This is a genomic window from Tenacibaculum mesophilum (assembly GCF_003867075.1).
GTDB classification, from domain to species: Bacteria; Bacteroidota; Bacteroidia; order Flavobacteriales; family Flavobacteriaceae; genus Polaribacter; species Polaribacter mesophilus.
Map to the genome: position 1 here is coordinate 707717 of NZ_CP032544.1, position 19764 is coordinate 727480.

Genomic DNA, 19764 nt, shown 5'->3' on the forward strand with positions numbered 1-19764 from the left:
CAAGCTATGATAATAGATTATATTAAATAGGAGAGGAGGGTGACTCTTTTTCGTTAGAATAAAGTAGTGACAAAAATATGTATGGAATGGAAACAATTAGTTAAAATCTAATTCAAAGAAGAATACTTTTTTATATATTCTTTTGGGCTCATTCCTACCTTTTTTTTAAAAACTCTAGTGAAATATTGAGGATATTCAAACCCCAGTTTATATGCCGTTTCAGATATTGAAAAATTTGGATTCAACAATAAACTTTTAGCTTCATCAACTAAAAATAAATTGATTTGGTCTACAGCTGTCTTTCCTGTCTCAGCTTTTATAGTGTCACTCATATAACGATGACTTACATTTAATTGTGTAGCCATCCAATCTAAAGTAGGGATTCCCTCTTCAGCAAATAAGTTTTGTTCAAAATAGGTGTTTAATATATCTTTAAATTTGGTAATTAAAATCTTGTTATCATCAGTTCTATTTAAAAACTGTCTTTTGTAAAATCTATCAGCATACTTTAATAAAGTTTCTAATTGAGAAATAATGATTTCTTTGCTAAACTCATCATGATTATTATAATATTCGGCTTTAATACTCTTGAAAATATTTTTTACTATCTCTTCTTCTTTAGGTGATAGATGAAGTGCTTCGTTTACATTGTAATTAAAGAAATTATAGGTCTTGATTTTTTCATAAATATCAAGGCTTTGTATATAATTTTTATGAAATGCTATATGATAACTCTCTGAACTAAACACCAAATCTTTAAATATTAAAGTTTGGTTTGGCGCTGTAAACAACATTGTTCCTTTAGTACAATCATATTTAGTACGTCCATAAGAGAGTTCCCCTGAAATAATGTTCTTTAGGCTGATACCATAAAACTGGCAATTTATTTCTACAGGTTCGTCAAAAGCATAAGCTTCACAACTCTCATATTCATCTTCTTCTAATTCAGTATGGATAATACTAAATAAAGGATTTTCAGGAACTTTTAAACTAAAATGGTCGTGGAATTCTGTTATGGAATTGAAGTTAAGACTTGACATTTTCATGATTTCTGTACTTTGTAAATCTACGATTTATTATCAATATTCATTCCACCAGCTGGAATCACTGTTTTCGATATTATTTATGGTAAATGTTTGGCCAATTCTTGGTGCTACCAAAGGTATGTTTAGTTCATTTGCTTTTTTAGTAACACGTTCAATTGGGTCTGTCCAAGAGTGTAATGCCAGTTTAAAACCGGCCCAATGAATTGGCATTATTTTTTTTGCTTGTAAATCTACGCCTGCTTGCGCAGTTTGCTCTGGAAGCATATGTATGTCTTGCCATTGCTCATCGTACTGTCCGCATTCTAGCATTGCAAAATCGAATGGTCCATATTTGTTGCCGATTTCTGTAAAGTGTTCACCATAACCACTATCTCCACTAAAAAAGATGTTATCAGTTGGTGTTTTGATTATCCATGAACTCCATAAAGTACTCTGATGATTATTCATTTTTCTACCAGAGAAATGTTGAGATGGTGTACAGATAAACTGCAAACCTTTATATGTTGTTTCTCCCCACCAATCAAGTTCCGTAATTTTTTCTTCGGAAATTCCCCAAGCTTTTAAATGCACTCCAACGGCTAGTGGAACAAAATAGTGTTCTACTTTTGATTTTAGCTTTTCAATACTTTCATAATCTAAATGATCGTAATGGTCGTGGGAAATGACTACAGCATCTATTTTAGGTAATTTCTCAATTTCTAGAGGTATCTCTTTATTAAAACGATTTTCACCTAAAAAGTTCATTGGTGCAGCTACTTTACCAAACATTGGGTCAATTAGAATGTTTTTTCCTTGTGTTTGCATTAAGAAAGCCGAATGCCCATACCAAATGAAGCGTGTGTCACCTTTATAATCAGCAACATTTATCGAATCTATTTTTTGAACGTGTAAGTCTTGCTTTGGTCTTCCGTTTTTAACTTTGGTAGTAAAGAATTTCCAAGATAATTTTACCATATCATTAAACCCTAAATTTTGCGGAACGTTTGCATCCTTATTACGGAATTTGCCATTTTCGTATTGTTTAGAACTAGTATAAGATTGGTAATCTTTTTTTGTGACGTCGCCACCGAAAGAAGGATAAAATTTGACAATCAAAACGTAAGCAACTATCAAAATACCAATAAGTGATAAGAGGGTAATCAACATTTTTTTTATAATTTTTTGTATACTATTTTTCATAGACTTTTGGGAATAAGTTCTAAAGTAGACGCTTCATGTTTTTTTGTGTCAAAAGTCAATCGCATTACTGGATAAATCAATCCTAATAATTTTAGATATGCTTTATTTACTTTAGGGTTTATTTCTTCTAAATCCGTAGGAATAACACCATCAATATCTACAACTGTGTTACCAGTTTTCATAGTACCTTCAGGATGCTTTAAAAAAGCATGATGCCAGCTTCGTTTTCCGAACTTATACTGACGTACAAAAAAACGTCCTTCAATTGCGACGATAGTGATATCAATAAAACGATGATTACCACATTTAATTTGATGTACTTTCTGTCCTTTCACTAGTGTTTCTAGTTCTTGTATTTTCATATTGAAAAGCTTAAGACGTTATTAATCGATTAGGAGTTTAATACTTGTAAAAATTCTATCTAAATTATTTATTAAAAAATTCTGCTACAGCATCTGTTGATGCTTTTACAGCTTCAGGCTTATAATAAAAATCTACATGAGTAAACTCATCAAATGCTAATGTTGTGTTATCATTAGTAAGTTTTGCTATAAATTGGGTAGAGCAGGGGGCAGTAGATGCATTGGTACTATATATTACTAAACTTGGTTGTACAATTTTATCTGCATAAGCCTCTCCAATAGAAATTAAAGACTGCATGGCTTGGTCTGCAATATGTATGTTTGAAGCATTTTTAACAGTTCCAGGGCCTTTTTCACCGTTTTTCCCATAGTAATTATACGTTTCTTCTGCCATTACTGGGTAAGCGGCAGTAGTAACAAACTCTTCTTTAGTCATTTCATCATCTAATCCAAATGGAGCATAATAATCAGGTTCTCTAGTTTCGTACTGTTTTTGCATAGAATCATTAGCAGCTGCAATCATAGGATCTGTAACTTCTCTACCTAACCATTGAAAACCATCTGCTGCCATCATACCAGAAACCATTGCTATTTTCTTAATTCTATGGTCTGTAACTGCTGCTGATGCAATGATAGAACCACCCTGACAAACACCTAGTCCTTCAATCTCTTCTATAAAAGGAAGTGTACCGAGATAAGATACTGCATCCCAAGTATTTTCTATTAATCTAAACATGTATCTAGATTTTTTATATTCTCCTGGTAATGCTGGAGAATCTCCCATTCCTAAATAATCAAATCCCAAAAAAACAAACCCTCTTTTTGCCATTTCTGGTCCATAGGTTGCCATAATCTGTCCTTTAACTTGTGGAAACGGACTAGCACTTATTATGGCTTTGTACTTCTTGTTTGAATCAAATCCTTTAGGTAGGTAAAGATCTCCTGCTAATTCTACTCCAAATGACGTGAATGTCACACTATTTTTTCCTGCTTTTAAATTGTTCATCGTTTTTATTTTTTAGTCGATATTGTGTTATCTGTTATACTTTTTTGCTCTTGATTCTGCTTATAGCAACTGTACAGCTATAGAATTAATTACAATGCAAATTTATAGCCGTATTATCCTACAATACTTATACATTTTGGTATCAGACTTACACATTTTGGTTAAAACAATTTATTGCAAGAAGAAATTTCTAAAGGTATTAATGGTTAAATAATTTAATTTCTATTTTACATAATATTAATTATGATTCATTTTGAATTGTGTAAGTAGAATGACGAAGTGTTTTTTATTTAATTGTAGATATGTTTTATAGTATCTACAAATTTGTTACAGTCATTTTACGACACTGTAATTTTATTCATATCCACATGTATATAACCTGTAATAATCTATTTTAAAAGTGATTAATATTCGTTGAAGTTTCTGAAACATATAAACATTTCGTTTGTCTGAGATACGTAAAATTAAGAGAATATTTGTTACGACTATAAACTTGCTGAAATCTATAGCTTATTTTGTCTAAACTTTTTGAATTATATTTTTAAATATTATGTTAAATATAATTCTTATATCTCCGTCTGAAAACTATCTTCTAAACTTCTAAAATTCTAATTTTGCCAATGTAATTATTTATTAGCTACAAATATTTCTTTTAACTGTTTAATTACATTTCCGTTTCCAGTAACTGTAATTTCTCCAATCTTATCAGCAATTTTTTCTACATACTCCATTTCTTTTAACTTAAACAACATTTCGTTGTCTTCCATTAATTTAGCAGTATTTAATAAGCTTCTTGTTGAGGCTGTTTCTTCTCTTCTGGTAATAATATTAGCTTGGGCTTGCTTTTGTGCTACTAATACCTGATTCATGATTTCTTTCATTTCTCCCGGTAAAATAACATCTCTAATTCCGCAACCTTGAATTACTACACCTAATTTTTCAGCATTCGATTTGGTTTCTTCAAAAACAGCTGTAGAAACATCTTCTTTATTTGCTAATAATTCATCTAATGTGTAGTGCCCTACATATTTTCTTAATGCCAATTGCATGTTTACATACAATTGTTTTTCATAGTCTTTGTTAGCCAATAACGCTTTTTCAATAGCAATTACTTTGTATTGCGTATAAAAGTTAACTCTAACATTTGCTTTGTCTTTAGTTAACAATTCCTGACCTGCAATTTCTAATTGTAATTGTCTGGTGTCTACTTTCGCTATTTTAATAGTTGTTTCATTTTTCCAAAACCTATACGTCCCTCCTACCAATGTTTTTTGATAGGTATCATTCACTAACAACACCGCTTTTTCGTAGGCAGCAACTTCAAAAGTTCTAACATATTTGCTTACTTCATAATTACTGAATAAAGAAGCATCAACTTTTTCAGTAATCTCAATCTTGCTTATATCTATTCTTTGAAAGGTTCTAGTAATAAATCCTTTCCAGAAAACGTGTCTTCCTGCATTTAAAACTCTTTTAAAGTTGTTGTTTTCATACATAAAAACTAACTCGTTGTCTTGTACTTCAACAACTTCTAACATTGCTGCTAAAGTTGCGTCTTGCAACAACACCTCTAAAGCTACTGATGCATAAAAATCTTTTGTTAAATCATATACTGCCACTGTTTGATTAAATCCTAACCAATGTGTACCCCCTTTAATTACCTTTATGTAATCTCCTTTTTTAAATACTAATCCTACTTTTCCTTGATTAATTGTTATTCTTTTCATAATCTTTTTGTTTTTAATTGTTTATACGTTGTTTTCTCACCATGGAGAAATTTGTTTGTTTTTGTAAAAAGTACTGAATGTTAATGCTTATAAGTCCACGGAAATAATAAGATTGCATAGCTTTTGTATTGTTGTTTACTACATGGGTTATACTAATTGATACTATAACTGACATACTAAAAATCAATACATTGTTTATGTAATGGTTATTATTTCAAAGTACGTTTATAAGTGTTTATTTAAAAACTCATTAAACATTCAACACTTTTAGTTCATCAGTTTTACAAGGTGATGAGCTTCCTGATGACTTTTCTCAAGTCGTGAAGTCGGACTCGAACCGACAGCCGTTAGGCTTACCATAATTACTAGAACCGAAATCTAGCGCGTCTACCATTCCGCCATATCCTTTCGGATAGTGGGATTCGAACCCACACGAATTTTCTCTATTGCTTTAACCGGACTTAGCTACATAACTTTCGTTATGGCAGGATTCGAACCTGCGTACATAGAGTGCGATTATTTTTTGGTGAATAATCAAAACCTTCAAGACTAGTTGCATATACAATTCTAATACAAATACTGTAAGAGTGTATACAATGGTGCTATACAGAAACACGCAACAAGACTTGCTTGATATTTTTATTTATAATATGTAAATGAACTTTTATAACTACCTCATTATACCCTTTGTTATAATGAGGCTTTTCATAGCAATTTTTATCTCACAGCAAACATCTTTTTCATAATTACACTGCAAATATTACACTGTATTGCGCAATGTTTTTGCGTACTAAAAATTATTTTTGATTTTTCTTAATTTTTTTCTTCTTTTTCTTAGGAAGTTTATCCTCTACACGTTCTATATGTTCTCTTACAGTTCGCATATAGTCACTATTATACGTGTGTTTCTTAGCAAGTTTTAAAGTTTGTAATGATTTTTTATACGCTTCTTTCTGTTCATATAATTGGGCTTTACCAGTATATAAAATAGCTTTATCGGAACCTTTTACGGTTAATGCGAAATCAATGAATCGTTCAGCTTCTTCATAGTCTTCATTCCATAATAACACATTAATATAATGTGGATATACGTTAAAAGCATACATATTTTCTGCTAAAGCCTCTTTGTAATACAGTTTTGCTTTTTCAAAATCACCTAAGTGCTCAGCGTAAATGCGTCCCATTAAGCACAACGCGACTACATTTTTTTCTTCATACGCCAAAGCATATGTTAATGCCTCCATGGTTTCTTCTAATTCATATGGAAAAGCATCTAATGCTTTAAATATGTAATTGTTTGCTAATGTTTTCATCTTATTCTAATTGTTTACGCAAATCGCTTTTTAATTGATTACGCGTTGTTTTAAATCTTTTTTTGTTGTTTTTAACTTTAAAGTCAGTTCCTACAAATACTTTTACTGGATTTCCTCTTTCTAAATCTAAATGGTTCTCCCATTCTTGTTTTATGGTGTTTTGTAATTGATGCACATTATGATTTGCTATCAAGGTTTTTAAGCGTTGTATAGCTATCTTTTTATTTTGATGCTGTGAACGACTTTCTGAAACCAATACTTGAATTCCTGTTGTGCTATGTTTAGCTCTAACAGCCGAACTTACTTTGTTTACATGTTGTCCACCAGGTCCAGAACTTCTAATTGCCTGAAACTCGATGTCTTTTTCTTGTATAGTTAACTCATTATTATATTCCAATTCAAAACAACCTATAAACCAGTTTTTGCGTTTATGGTATTTTCTAAAGGTTGATTTTCCTATCCATTGAATAGTGCCCAACCAATCTTTTAAAAATAAAGACAGGTTATTTCCTTTGAGTTGAACACTTACTGATTGTATGGTGCCATTCTCTATTCCATTTTCTTTATGAAGAATGTCATACGTTATCTTATGTTCTACTACAGTTTTTATAAATGCTTTTAGCACTTTTGCTACTACCCAGCAACATTCCGAAGGTCCACGACCCGCTGTAAATTGTATTATTTTTATGTTCATTTTAATTTCCTATTCCTGTCATTACGAGTGAAACAAAGCAATCTGTTAATCGGTAAGCAGATTGCTTCAGTTGTTATCTCTTTCAGAATGACGATTCTTTTTACTTATCCATTCGTACGATTTTCGGTGTAAAAGTGCCTAATACTTCAACTAACTCTTGTTGATTAGCCATTACCTTTTTGATATTTTTATACGCCATAGGAGCTTCATCTACTCCACCTCCAATGAGCGTAACTTCATTCATTTTTAATTGATGCTTAATATCACTTTTGGTAAATTTCTCTTTACACTTCCTTCTTGAATGTTTTCTTCCTGCTCCGTGTGATGCCGATTGTAAACTCTCCTGGTTCCCTAAACCTCTAACAATGTATCCTGGTGCGGTCATAGACCCCGGAATTATACCCAATGCTCCTTTATTAGCAGGTGTTGCTCCTTTTCTATGTACAATACATTCAACTCCATTTAGCTGTTCTTTCCAAGCAAAATTGTGATGATTCTCAATCATTGCTAAAGGTTTTATTCCTAATAACTTTGCAATTCGTTTATGAATATTATCATGACATGCCTTGGCATAATCACCTGCTAAATTCATTGCTAGCCAATATTCTTGTCCGTCATGCGTATCTAAATCTAACCATGCTAAATGTTGTACATTTTTAGGTAACGGACATTGTTTACTCGCTAAATAGGTATAGTGTTTTGCAATGTTTGCTCCCAATCCACGTGATCCGCTATGCGTTAACAATCCCACATACTCTCCTACAGGCACATTAAATTCATTGTGTTCATCTGTTATAGTTACCATTCCGAACTCCACAAAGTGATTTCCACCTCCAGAAGTTCCTAATTGATTATATGCTTTTACTTTTAACCGTTTTAGTAAGGGGATGTCTTGGAACTCATTCCGTTCAAAAATTTCATGGTCTTGTTTTTTATCATGTGTTTCATACATTCCAAACTTGGTATGTTCCTTCAAGATATTTTCTAATTGATGTTGCTTCCCTTTTAAATAAGAAGCTTTCATCGGAAAAATACTCAATGCCATTCTACAGCCAATATCTACTCCTACCCCATACGGAATTACTGCATTTTCAGTAGCAAGCACGCCACCTATGGGTAATCCGTACCCTGAATGTGCATCAGGCATTAAAGCTCCTTGTACCGCAATTGGTAATTTTAAAGCATCGTACAACTGAAACTTAGCTTGCTCATCAATTTCATTTTCTCCATAAATAGAAAACGGAGCTCTTGTATTTCGTAATTCATGCATTTTAATTTCAACAGGCTTGGTTAAACCTTCAGCAACTTTACCCCAAATAGCATTTCCTTGATATTTTTCTGGATAAAGCAATACATTTTTTGCTTCTTCTAAAATGCGTTCTTTCTTTTCTTTTTTTCTATATCGGTTAATTTGCCCTAAGGCAATATTTATACTATTGTTTTTTGGAAAGCCTAATTTGATTAGATCTTTTCCTTTTAGTTTATTTCCCATGTTGAGACATTATAATGTTGGGCACCAATTTTCTAATTAGTGCTTTGTATCAATATTTTTCTCTTTGCTTCGGAAATTGAAAACTATGCGGAAATGTGTAGCATAAAAAAATCCGAAACGTTATTGAGGCTTCGGATTTTTCATATATAGGTTATTATTATTTCTATGTATGAAGAAAATCGCGAAGCATGTGTACAAAAGAACCTGGTTCTTTTACTGTACTTATGTTTAATTGATATTTGAACATGCTTACTTCGTTTTTAAAAATTATTATTTTGTTGTTGAGTATGTTTATACTTGAACTGCGCTCTGTATAAAAATTACTGGTGCAAAGATGTGAGCCTTTTTTGAATTACACAAGTTTAAAACGGTTTTATTTTACTTAAAATCAAACACTTACACTAAAATAAAGATATAAGTATCTTATCCGAATTTCTTCAGACTAGTAACCTGTTGGTTGTAAGCTATGTAGCATTTTACATGTAACTTTCAAAGACTTGAAGTTTTTTATAAAAAAAAGCGTCCAAATTATATAATTTGGACGCTTTTAGTGATTTTATACTACAATAACCTTATTGATAACTCCATAAAAATCGCTTTTGAGCGTCCGATATGTGTATAAATTGCATTGGCATAGGTTAAATTTCGTTTAATTAATTTATAAAATATGGAGAACCTTCATTCTCTTTTTTTTTCTTTCTTAAAATGCCTATGGCATTGGTAATATCTCTACTACTATTCCATATACATTCTTAGTCCATCCGTTTATTCTTCCATGATTGTTTCCTATTTGTAACCCTCTTTTATTGTTTTTTCCTTTTACAAGGTGCGTAAAACAGTTTCCACGAACTTTGCAATACACAATATCACCAACCTTACAATCTTCCCAGTTTATTGGTTTTAGTTTTACTGGTTGTTTAGATTTTAAAATAGGCAACATAGAATTACCTGGCTCTTTTGAAATAATGGTTTCTCCATTATTTAATTTTTGAATTTTCCAATTCATTAGTATCATATTTTATAAATTATGTAAAACACTATTGCCTTACATATCTCATAAAATTACCAAGCCATTTCAATGAACTGCTGCAAATATGATATTTTTAGTTGGTTTTACCTATTAGATTGATTTTAAATTAAGTATTACTAGTTTAATCTACTCCTAAAGCTTGTTTAAATAAATCGATACTCTTTCTTATTAAACTTTTGTTTTCATCTAGTTTTACTTCTTTTATAACATTATTTTGTTTTAATACCTTATCATCATTTTTTACTTCTATTTCGCAATTTAAAAATCCATACCAATCTTCATTTTCTTTGAATGAATTAAATTTTGAAATGACTTTTTCTGAAAATAATTTTGCTCTATCTATTACCTGCTCATTTGTTAATGAATAATAATAGAAACCATCCCCTAAAATATTGTCATTTAACATATAAAATTCAAATAATATATCGTATTGATATTCAGTTTGTGAATTTAAACCTGATAATGAATTAATTGCACTTAAAACAACCTCATTTTCATTAGACCTTGATAGTGTCAAACATAAAGAATACACTTCTAAACTTAATAGTTCTTTCTCAGAGCTGTTATCTTTTATAAGGTTTAATAACCTTCTTCTATAATCATTAGATTTATAATTAATATTTATAAAGTCAAATAGTAAATCTTTACTATTGAATTCGTTATTTTCTACCAGTTTGTATAAAAAGCTTTCAAAAACTTCTATGTCAATTTTATCTACCAAAAGCTGATATGCCTTTTGTTTTAACTTTTGAGTTATTTTTCTTTCCATTATTTTTTAATTAATTGTTCTTGATTTTTTAAAAATCACCATAAAACACTTGTAAACAAGGAAGTTTTAATTCCTTTCTCCATAAATCAACCACTTGATTTCTATCATCTAAAACAAACTCAATAAAATACTTATGCTCTATTTTTCTTTTAAATACCTCTTCTTTAATAATCGCATCTTTCCTATTATCTTTTGATTTACGCATCCATAGTGTGTCATAAGCTATTTCATGTTTTTTTAACCAAGACTCTGTTTCTGGTTGATATTTAGCTTCTCTACCTGATAAAAGAAGTATTTTATATCCTAATTGTTGGTAATTCTTTACTAAATTAACGATAGGCACATTAGGTAAATCTTGTTCACACCTACTTCCATCAAAAGGACTTCTGTTATGTATCAAAGATAAAGTTCCGTCTAAATCACAAATAATAGCTTTTGGTAAAGCTTCATCTTGATTTCTATATTCATTTTTTAGTTTTTTCATTTTTCTGCGGTTTAAATATTTTTATGTTCATAGCAATTTTCCCACTTAAACGACTTCTTTTTCTTAATCACACTGCAAATATTTTATTGTATTACGCAATCTTTTTGCGTACCAAAAAAGAATTTATCATTTTTACTAAAAAATTATAAAATGGCTTCTAATAAAAATGCCCTAATTCGATACAAAACAATTGATCAATGCCTTCGAAACACAATGCGTACTTGGACTTTGAATGATTTAATTGATGCTTGTTCTGATGCCTTATACGAATACGAAGGAAAAGATATTTATGTGAGTAAGAGAACGGTTCAGTTAGATATTCAATTGATGCGTAGTGATAAATTAGGGTATAATGCTCCGATTGAAGTCTATCAACGAAAATATTACCGTTATGCTGAAGAAGGATATTCTATTATGAATATTCCTGTGACTGAAAACGATGTAAAGGTGATGAATGATGCCATTCAAGTATTACGTCAGTTTAAAGACTTTTCTTTATTCAAAGAAATGGATGGAGTGCTACAACGTTTAGAAGATTCGGTATATTCTTCTCAAAAAAATAATAGAGCTATCATTCATCTAGATAAAAATGAGCAACTTAAAGGCTTGTTATTTATAGATCCTTTATACAATGCCATACAGCAAAAAAAAGTATTAAAAGTAAATTATCAGTCGTTTAAAGCAGAAAAAGCCAGTACAATAACCTTGCACCCACAATTATTAAAGGAGTTTAATAATAGATGGTTTTTATTAGCACTCGTAAAGGGTAAAGAAACAACCTTAGCTTTAGATCGTATAAATTCTGTAGCGGAAGTTGAAAACACAACCTATATAGACAAAGCAATTAATGGTGATGTTTATTATAAAGATGTTGTAGGTGTCACAGTTTCAAATACGAAACCACAGCGTATTGCTTTTTGGGTAGATAAAGCAAATACTCCTTATGTACTCACGAAACCTTTTCATAAATCTCAACGATTGATAAAATATACAGATGACGGGGCTATCTTTAATATTTTAGTTATTCCTAATTATGAATTGGAACGTTTAATTTTGGGCTTTTGTGATAGTATAGAAGTATTAAAACCTGAAAAACTTAGAAAAAGAATGATTCAGAAACTAGAAAACTCTCTAAACAGATACGCTATTAAAAAGCAGACACAACTGTAGCTTTATTCTTTAGTACAAAAAAGCGAACTTTTAATCCGAATATATTATTTAGTTTTTTAATTATCAGAAGTATAGCCATTTGGCAAATGGCAGTGCCAATCGGTAATAGGGTCTGTATTAAATTTAGATTTGGTAAATACATATATTGCCGCAGAGAAAAACTTAACAATTTTATTCCCTTTTCCTGAGGAATTATTACCAACTAAAAAAGTCTAAGTAATACTACGGTTAATTAATAAAAAAACTTAAGTGTTAGACCCTATTAAATTAGAGATAAGAACTTATATTTGTGAAAAACAAAATTAATTGCTTATCTATTTTATTCAAATACTTGTTTTTTCTTCATTAATACTACTTTCTTTTATCATGCTTTCAAACCCATTGAGAGTAAATAAAAAAGCTAATATTTGGTTTGGGATAACTTTATTTTTATGGTCAAGTTTTTGGTTAGAAGAAATTGTTTTGCTAACAAAGACAGAACCTTTTGGTCTTTTTCTAAACTTACTAATTTCATTCATACAATTTTTCACCCCTATACTACTATATATCAGTGTTTTGTTTTTTTCTAATCCTAATTATAGTTTTACGTTTAAAGACAGCACGGTATTTATTATACCAATAGTTTATTTAATTGCAATTATTTATGATTACATCTCGATTATTAATTATCAGTTTTTATTAGTAACATTAATACTTGTTAATGCGATTATATTTACTACAAAATCGTTTTTAAGACTTCGTATTCATCAGCGAAAAATAACTTTGTTTTCATCTAATACTGATGAAATTAATTTGAAATGGTTAGAAAATATTATTCTTGTAATTATGGTTCTAGTTTTAATTATAAGTGTTTTTAACCTTGTTTATATTGGACTACCCTTAAACCTATACCTAAACATTATTACGTTAGGTGTTGTCTTGTTTATGACTTACAACTCCTTAAAACAAAAAGAAATTTTTCCGAGTAATCAAAAACACCGTGAAGATATTATTGCTATTGAGAATGATGATGATGATGAAATTGATACTAATAAACGAAAAATTATTAAAGACAAAGAGCTTGTTATATTAAAAGCTAAATTAAATGCTTTGATGAAAACTAAACATTTGTATTTAGATAACAACATTAATTTGGCTTCTTTAGCGGAAGAAATGCAAATAACATCGCACCAATTATCATATGTTATTAATAATGGATTTAATCAAAATTTCTATCAGTTTATCAATAGTTATCGTATAGAAAAAGCTAAAAAATTATTAATGGATAAATCTTCTGAAAAACTATCTATATTAGGTATTGCATTTGAGTCTGGTTTTAGTTCTAAAACTGCTTTTAATACTACATTTAAAAAGCTTACAAATCAAACACCTTCGGAATTTAAAAAACAAAGTTCTAGTTTATAACACAGAACAATACGAGTGTTTAAATCATTGATTGCAAGTAGTTTGAATTCCTGTCCTCATTTATAAACAAGGGCATTTTAAATCATCTCTTGTTCTAATTTTGTTTACATATTTTAAAAAAGACAAATGAAAGAATATACAGATAATACGTTTGCAGTTATTACAGGAGCAAGTCAAGGGTTAGGAAAAGCTTTTGCATTAGAATTGGCCAAAAGAAAACACAATCTCATTTTAATTAGTCTTCCTAAACAGAATTTAAATAAACTGGCTAACCTAATTGAAACATACTACAATGTTAAAGTAGCCTATTATGAAACTGATTTTTCTTCAGATGCTAACCTTAAATCATTAACTAGTTATTTAAAGGAAAAATACGCTATTAATATTCTAATTAATAATGCTGGTACTGGTGGAACAAAAAAAATAGAAGACGTTTCTCTTAATTATATTAATAATATAATTCAAGTCAATATAAAAGCAATAACAATACTTACACATCAATTACTTCCTAATTTAAAAGAGCAAAAAAAATCATATATTTTAAATGTATCAAGCATTGCTGCTTTTTCCCCTCTAGGTTATAAAACAGTTTATCCTGCTTCAAAAGCTTTTGTTCACTCATTTTCATTAGGTCTTTCAGAAGAGCTAAAAAACACTAATGTTTCTGTTAGTGTTATAAACCCTGGAGCTATGAAAACAAATCCAGAAATTACTGCAAGAATAAAAAAACAAGGCTTTTTAGGTAAATTAACCTTGTTAGATCCAAAAAAGGTTGCTAAGTATTCAATAAAAAAAATGTTTAAACGAAAAGCTTTTATAGTCATAAACCCAATGATTTGGTTTATTTCTATTCTTTTACCTAATTGGATAAAAATACCTATGATGACAAGTATAATAAAAAGAGAAGCTTAAAAATGAAACGAATTTTTATTACTGGAGTTAATGGTTTATTAGGTACTAATTTATGTCATGAACTTTTACAACAAGGTTATTTTGTTATTGGTCTTACCAGAAAAAAACAAAACTATAAAGGAAAAGAACATAAACACTTAAAATTAATTGAAGGTGATTTATTTATAGACTTTACTTCTTTATTAAATAATCTAGACGTAGTAATACATGTTGCAGCAACAACTAGTCAAAATTTATTGAGGTATTCTGATTATAAGAAAATAAATTGTAACACTACCATACAATTATACAATGCTGCTATAATGTGTAATGTTAAACGCTTTGTTTTCGTGAGCACCGCCAATACTTTAGGGTATGGTTCTTTACAAAAACCGGGGGCTGAAAATAATAAAATGAGTAAACTTTTTAAACAATCATATTATGCAAAAAGTAAATTTGAAGCTGAAAAGTATTTGTTAAAAAATAACCATAAGATAAAAACAGCTATTGTAAATCCTACTTTTATGTTAGGAGCTTACGATACTAAACCAAGTTCAGGAAAAATAATATATATGGGGTGGAAAAAGAAAGTAATATTTTATCCTCCTGGAGGAAAAAACTTTGTGCATGTAAAAGATGTTGCTAATGGCATTATAAAAGTACTAACTACAAATTCTTTTGGAGAAAAATACTTATTAGCAAACGAGAACCTTAGTTATAAAGATTTTTTTAATAAGCTTAACCAAGTAACCAATCAATCACCTTTGATGGTTCAAATCCCTAAGTTTATACTTATTATGATAGGTTATTTTGGAGATGTTCTCCGAAGTATGGGTATAAAAACTTCTTTAAGTTTAACGAATATGCGTGCTTTATGTATAAACAACTTTTTCTCTAATACTAAGTCAGTAAGAGATTTAAAGATTGAATATCTACCTATTAATAAGGCTATAGATGATGCTATTATCTATTTTTCCAAAATCAAAAACAATTAACAAAAAAGACTTTAGTTTATAAACTAAAGTCTTTTTCCTTATATCCTATATTAAACAATTTTTAACAAATATAGTCCATAGTGGTAGGTCTGTAACAACATACCTTTACTCCATCTTGATAAATAAAAGAACCATCTCCTCCACATTCTTTAGGAAAAGGAAAAGGTACTGCATTTCCTCCTTTAATGTTCTTTAAGGTTGTTTTTGTTAACTCTTGTGATCCTTTTACGTTTAAAATTACTTTTTTCATTATAAAGTATTTTGGGGGTTATAAATATTATTTTGTTTTCCGAAAATAACCTTTAAAAAAGAGTTTACTATAAAAAAAACCATATTTTTAGTAAGGAAAAACCATATTTTTTTTGAATTACTTTTCCATAAGAACTCCTAACTTATATAAATACGGGAGCTAATAGTCCTTTAAATGTAGTATCTTCTGGGAGCTTTAATTTCTACTGACATAATGGTAATTAGAATAGCTAAAACACCATCGTTAAATGCTTCTTAATCTACCTGTTTTCATATGTTTTTTGTTTATTACACTATTAACTCCTCCCAAAACGTCTTTGTTCTGGTAAGAGGATTCGTTCAGTTTCGTTTTGTACAGAAGGAAACTTATTATTTTTCCAGTTTTCTTTAGCTTGCTCTATCAATTCTTTATTAGAAGCCACAAAATTCCACTCTATAAAGCGTTCTTCTGGAAATGGCTCTCCTCCAAAAATATAAACAGTAGAATTTGCTGTAATTTCAAAAGAACACAAGGTACTGTCTTTTGCTACTAATAATTTTTTGGACTCATAAGTATGTCCATCACTAATAATACTTCCTTCTAAAATATATAAGGCACTTTCACCAAACAAATGTTCTCCTATAGTAATTGTTTTCTTCTCACTCGATTTAATTTCTATAAAAAACAGTGGACTATATACTGGAACAGGAGATTGCTTTCCAAACGCTTTTCCTGCGATGAGCTTAAACTGAACTCCTTCATCTTCCCAATTAGGAATTTCATTTTCGGAAACATGTGTAAAAGAAGGTTCACATTGCTCTTCACTTAAAGGTAAAGCTACCCATATTTGTAACCCATGAAGCTTCTTAGTTGAATTCCTTAATCTTTTAGGAGTTCTTTCTGTATGTACTACTCCTTTTCCTGCTGTCATCCAATTTACAGCTCCTGGAGTTATTTCTATTTCAGTTCCGATACTATCACGGTGTACTATAGCTCCTTCAAACAAAAAAGTAAGAGTTGATATACCTATGTGAGGATGCATATCAACATCTAAATTATCATTTTCGGTAAGTTTTACTGGTCCCATATGGTCGATAAAAATAAAAGGACCTACCATTCGTTTTTGCCGAAATGGCAACAAGCGACCTACTAGAAAATTACCAATATTTGCTGCTCGCTCTTCAATTATTAGTTTCGTGTTAGACATTTTATATACCTAAGGGTTTAATAAAAAGAGCAACTCTAAATCAAAGAGTTGCCTTTTAAAGTTATTGTTAATCTTCTAAATAACCAAACTTTCCAGTATTGAAGTCTTGAAATGCTTCTATTAACTCTTGTTTAGTATTCATTACAAACGGACCGTGTGCCGCAATAGGTTCGTTTAAAGGCTCTCCGCTTAATACTAAAATTATAGCATCTTCTAAAGCCTCTAAAGTAAAAGTATCTCCGTCATTTTTGAATAATGCAAAGTAATCCTCTAAAATATTGTTTGATTCATTCACTTTAACACTACCTTCAACTGATAAAATAGCAGTAGTGTAGTTTTTAGGAAAGGTTAACTGTGTTTTTACTCCTTTCTTCAACTTTACATTAAACATATTAACTGGCGAAAATGTAAATGCAGGTCCTTTATTTCCTTTATACTCTCCTGCAATTACCTCTATTTCTCCTCCTCCATCTGCTAAAGGTATTTTAGCCATTTCTGCATTAGCAATTGCTTGATATTTTGGCGAACTCATTTTATCCTTAGCCGGTAAATTTACCCATAATTGTACCATTTGAAACTCTCCTCCTGTTTTACTCCATTCGGTTTCATGAAACTCTTTGTGTAAAACTCCTGAAGCCGCTGTCATCCATTGTACATCTCCTTCACCTATAATTCCACCTCCACCTGCACTATCACCATGCTCAACACGTCCTTTATAGGCAATCGTTACGGTTTCAAAACCTCTGTGCGGATGTACTCCCACTCCTTTTGGTTTATCTGTTGGAGGAAAATTATATTTTGAATTATAATCTAACATAATAAATGGATCCATACGTTGCATCGTTGAGCTTCCTGGAATAAAATTATGAACTCTAAATCCATCTCCAACAAAATGTGGAGTTCCAGGTTTTACTATCTTTTCTATACTTCTTGTTTTCATTTTAACTTCCTTTCTTTAATTAATTTAAACTAGCGGCTAATTCCATTTCAAATGAATTATCAAAATAATTACGTTGTATTTCTGGTTTATTTTTAGACCAATACCCTTGTTTAACGCTTTCTGAAAGCGCTGTTTCATCTTTGTATTCAACAATAATTGCTTCAGGAAATAATACTGTAATAATCTTTTGTAATTTGTTTTTTTCTACCTCTTTAGTGTCTTTAGAAATAGCTAAAACCTTATATATTTGTTGATGTAATTTTTCAATGGCTGTTTCGACATCAGGAACAGTTGAAACTTGCCAATTCAAAATTTTGGGTTTTGTTGTATTTTTTGTTACAACTAATGTTTTTAAATGTCTCATGATAAATCCTTTTTTACCCATTAAATGGGATTAATTATTCGATGCTTAACATCGAAATTAATTGAGTTTACTTTTTTGAAATATTAAGTGAGTTAACCTCCACTTTTTATTTCACTGTAAAATTACGGCAACAAAAAAAGGTATGCATTGACCTATGGTAAGAACGAATTACGATTATCTAACAACCGTAAATCAACAATCATAACTCGTACCTTAATTATTTGGTTTGAAGTTTTCTTCAGCAAGTGATTTACGAACACGACTCAAGCTTTCTGGAGTTATTCCTAAGTAAGAAGCAATCATCCATTGCGGAACTCGTAACATAATATCTGGATACATCTTTACAAAATCTAAATAACGTCTTTTTGCTGAAGCTCCAAGTAGTTGACTAATACGTTTGTATAATTGACGAATATGTTTTTGTAACAAATGCTCATTTTTTCTTCTAAAATCAGTATTTATTTTTGACACTTTATTAATAAAGTCCTCGTCTAACATTATAACTAATGTATCTTCTACAGCGTCAATATAATATGTTGATGGTTCTTGAAAATATACACTACCTCTATCACTTACAATCCAATTTTCAGTAGCAAACTGTAAAATATTTTCTTTTCCCTCTTCATTTAGGGCATATAAACGTAACAAACCTTTTTCTACAAAAAAGAAATGTGAACACACATCTCCTTCTTTTAATAAAAAATCACTTTTAGAAACGTTTTTTAAAGAAATAAACGATTGCATTTGAAGGTAATCATCTTCTGATAATCCTCCTTTTTCAATAAGATACTTTTTAAAGTTTGGTAGCTCCATACATTGATGTAATGAGCTACTAAAAATACAGTATTATATACAATATTTTACTTTTCTTCTGAAGTTTTAAGTACCTTACCTCTATATCTAATTGAATTTTTCTGCGTACTATTTACATAAATGGTACTCGATAAGCTAGGATATACTCTAACTATAACATTATAGTTTTCAGTTGTTGTATTTTTATCCTTTATTTTAAAACTAATTTTGTAACTATTCTCTTTATCTTCTGATACAACTAAATCTTCAGGAGTTCCTTCAAATTCAATTCCAATATCTGTACTTCCATAAGAACCTCCCATTTGTCGTTCTCCAAAATATGGTAAATAGGCTGCAACAGTATCTTTTTTCATTTTGAAAAAATTACTATTTCCTACTAAATTAATGTTTCCAGCGTTACTTCCTATAGGTAACAAACCTGCATTAGCTATTTGTGCCATTGCATTTGTAACCATTGGTTCAGCCCACTCTGATTCTATTTCAAAAGTTTTATTTTCTATAAGAGCGTTTAAGTTATCTATTTCTGACTGAGTTATGTTTTTAGAAGATGCACAACTAAGTAGTAAAAAAATCATACTAATAAAAAAAACAAATCTTTTCATACTTTACTGTTTTTAAACCTTCTACAAGATACTTAAATATCGTAAAA

23 protein-coding genes are annotated in these 19764 nt (G+C 30.1%); 4 read left to right on the plus strand and 19 right to left on the minus strand.

Translation table 11 applies throughout. The features are described 5' to 3' along the window. Positions 1-107 precede the first annotated feature (107 nt). From D6200_RS03300 to D6200_RS03350, 11 genes are all read right to left on the minus strand, one after another. Positions 108-1040 (minus strand): helix-turn-helix domain-containing protein, encoded by a 933-nt coding sequence (locus tag D6200_RS03300; RefSeq protein WP_047788767.1) that lies wholly within the window; start codon positions 1038-1040, stop codon positions 108-110. Positions 1041-1079: 39 nt separating this feature from the next. Then, positions 1080-2192, minus strand: a complete 1113-nt coding sequence (locus D6200_RS03305) for an MBL fold metallo-hydrolase (RefSeq protein ID WP_073184181.1) — start codon at positions 2190-2192, stop codon at positions 1080-1082. A gap of 29 nt (positions 2193-2221) precedes the next feature. Next, positions 2222-2587, minus strand: a complete 366-nt coding sequence (locus D6200_RS03310; RefSeq protein WP_073183993.1) for a hypothetical protein — start codon at positions 2585-2587, stop codon at positions 2222-2224. 64 nt (positions 2588-2651) lie between these two features. Beyond that, on the minus strand, positions 2652-3593 hold the full coding sequence (locus D6200_RS03315) for an alpha/beta hydrolase (protein WP_073183996.1): 942 nt from the start codon (positions 3591-3593) through the stop codon (positions 2652-2654). A 626-nt stretch (positions 3594-4219) separates the two neighbouring features. Next, a complete protein-coding gene (locus D6200_RS03320; RefSeq protein ID WP_047788784.1) occupies positions 4220-5320 on the minus strand; it encodes a slipin family protein in 1101 nt (366 codons plus the stop codon). Positions 5321-6117: 797 nt separating this feature from the next. Further along, positions 6118-6633, minus strand: coding sequence for a tetratricopeptide repeat protein (locus tag D6200_RS03325; protein ID WP_047788785.1), 516 nt, complete (start codon positions 6631-6633; stop codon positions 6118-6120). Position 6634: 1 nt separating this feature from the next. Then, complete coding sequence (gene prfH, locus D6200_RS03330) at positions 6635-7327, minus strand: peptide chain release factor H (RefSeq protein WP_073183998.1); 693 nt, start codon at positions 7325-7327, stop codon at positions 6635-6637. A 100-nt stretch (positions 7328-7427) separates the two neighbouring features. Continuing rightward, on the minus strand, positions 7428-8819 hold the full coding sequence (locus D6200_RS03335) for an RtcB family protein (RefSeq protein WP_073184000.1): 1392 nt from the start codon (positions 8817-8819) through the stop codon (positions 7428-7430). 709 nt (positions 8820-9528) lie between these two features. Beyond that, positions 9529-9825, minus strand: coding sequence for a S26 family signal peptidase (locus D6200_RS03340; protein WP_208857159.1), 297 nt, complete (start codon positions 9823-9825; stop codon positions 9529-9531). Positions 9826-9970: 145 nt separating this feature from the next. Further along, positions 9971-10618 (minus strand): hypothetical protein, encoded by a 648-nt coding sequence (locus tag D6200_RS03345; RefSeq protein ID WP_073184004.1) that lies wholly within the window; start codon positions 10616-10618, stop codon positions 9971-9973. A 28-nt stretch (positions 10619-10646) separates the two neighbouring features. Continuing rightward, positions 10647-11102 carry a phosphatase domain-containing protein gene (locus tag D6200_RS03350; protein WP_125064364.1) on the minus strand — a complete coding sequence of 152 codons (456 nt, stop codon included), beginning with the start codon at positions 11100-11102 and terminating at the stop codon, positions 10647-10649. A gap of 150 nt (positions 11103-11252) precedes the next feature. Between D6200_RS03350 and D6200_RS03355 the strand changes: the two genes are divergently transcribed. Further along, the gene (locus D6200_RS03355; protein WP_073184006.1) at positions 11253-12272 is read left to right on the plus strand and encodes a helix-turn-helix transcriptional regulator; all 1020 of its coding nucleotides are present in this window, start codon (positions 11253-11255) and stop codon (positions 12270-12272) included. Positions 12273-12595: 323 nt separating this feature from the next. On the opposite strand, the gene D6200_RS15255 is transcribed toward D6200_RS03355, so the two are convergent. Further along, the gene (locus tag D6200_RS15255; protein WP_164505157.1) at positions 12596-12790 is read right to left on the minus strand and encodes a hypothetical protein; all 195 of its coding nucleotides are present in this window, start codon (positions 12788-12790) and stop codon (positions 12596-12598) included. 37 nt (positions 12791-12827) lie between these two features. On the opposite strand from D6200_RS15255, the gene D6200_RS03360 reads away from it, so the two are divergent. The 3 genes from D6200_RS03360 (at position 12828) to D6200_RS03370 (ending at position 15562) form a co-directional block, all read left to right on the plus strand. After that, entirely contained in the window at positions 12828-13676 is an 849-nt protein-coding gene (locus D6200_RS03360) for a helix-turn-helix domain-containing protein (protein WP_164505158.1), read from the plus strand. 126 nt (positions 13677-13802) lie between these two features. Continuing rightward, positions 13803-14588 (plus strand): SDR family NAD(P)-dependent oxidoreductase, encoded by a 786-nt coding sequence (locus D6200_RS03365; protein WP_073184011.1) that lies wholly within the window; start codon positions 13803-13805, stop codon positions 14586-14588. A 2-nt stretch (positions 14589-14590) separates the two neighbouring features. After that, positions 14591-15562, plus strand: a complete 972-nt coding sequence (locus D6200_RS03370) for an NAD-dependent epimerase/dehydratase family protein (protein ID WP_073184183.1) — start codon at positions 14591-14593, stop codon at positions 15560-15562. 61 nt (positions 15563-15623) lie between these two features. Here the strand turns inward: D6200_RS03370 and D6200_RS03375 are convergent, their stop codons facing one another. The 7 genes from D6200_RS03375 to D6200_RS03400 all read right to left on the minus strand — a co-directional run bounded on the left by D6200_RS03375 (position 15624) and on the right by D6200_RS03400 (position 19717). Continuing rightward, positions 15624-15812 (minus strand): hypothetical protein, encoded by a 189-nt coding sequence (locus D6200_RS03375; protein ID WP_047788794.1) that lies wholly within the window; start codon positions 15810-15812, stop codon positions 15624-15626. Between the two features lie 170 nt (positions 15813-15982). Further along, complete coding sequence (locus tag D6200_RS15555) at positions 15983-16039, minus strand: hypothetical protein (protein WP_394364656.1); 57 nt, start codon at positions 16037-16039, stop codon at positions 15983-15985. A gap of 68 nt (positions 16040-16107) precedes the next feature. Next, positions 16108-16998 (minus strand): pirin family protein, encoded by an 891-nt coding sequence (locus D6200_RS03380; RefSeq protein ID WP_073184013.1) that lies wholly within the window; start codon positions 16996-16998, stop codon positions 16108-16110. 67 nt (positions 16999-17065) lie between these two features. Next, positions 17066-17938, minus strand: a complete 873-nt coding sequence (locus D6200_RS03385) for a pirin family protein (RefSeq protein ID WP_047788796.1) — start codon at positions 17936-17938, stop codon at positions 17066-17068. 19 nt (positions 17939-17957) lie between these two features. Beyond that, positions 17958-18302: a hypothetical protein gene (locus D6200_RS03390; RefSeq protein ID WP_125064365.1), complete on the minus strand. Its 345-nt coding sequence runs from the start codon at positions 18300-18302 to the stop codon at positions 17958-17960. A gap of 213 nt (positions 18303-18515) precedes the next feature. After that, complete coding sequence (locus tag D6200_RS03395; RefSeq protein WP_073184017.1) at positions 18516-19115, minus strand: Crp/Fnr family transcriptional regulator; 600 nt, start codon at positions 19113-19115, stop codon at positions 18516-18518. 47 nt (positions 19116-19162) lie between these two features. Continuing rightward, a complete protein-coding gene (locus D6200_RS03400) occupies positions 19163-19717 on the minus strand; it encodes a DUF4251 domain-containing protein (protein ID WP_073184019.1) in 555 nt (184 codons plus the stop codon). Between the last annotated feature and the right edge of the window lie 47 nt (positions 19718-19764).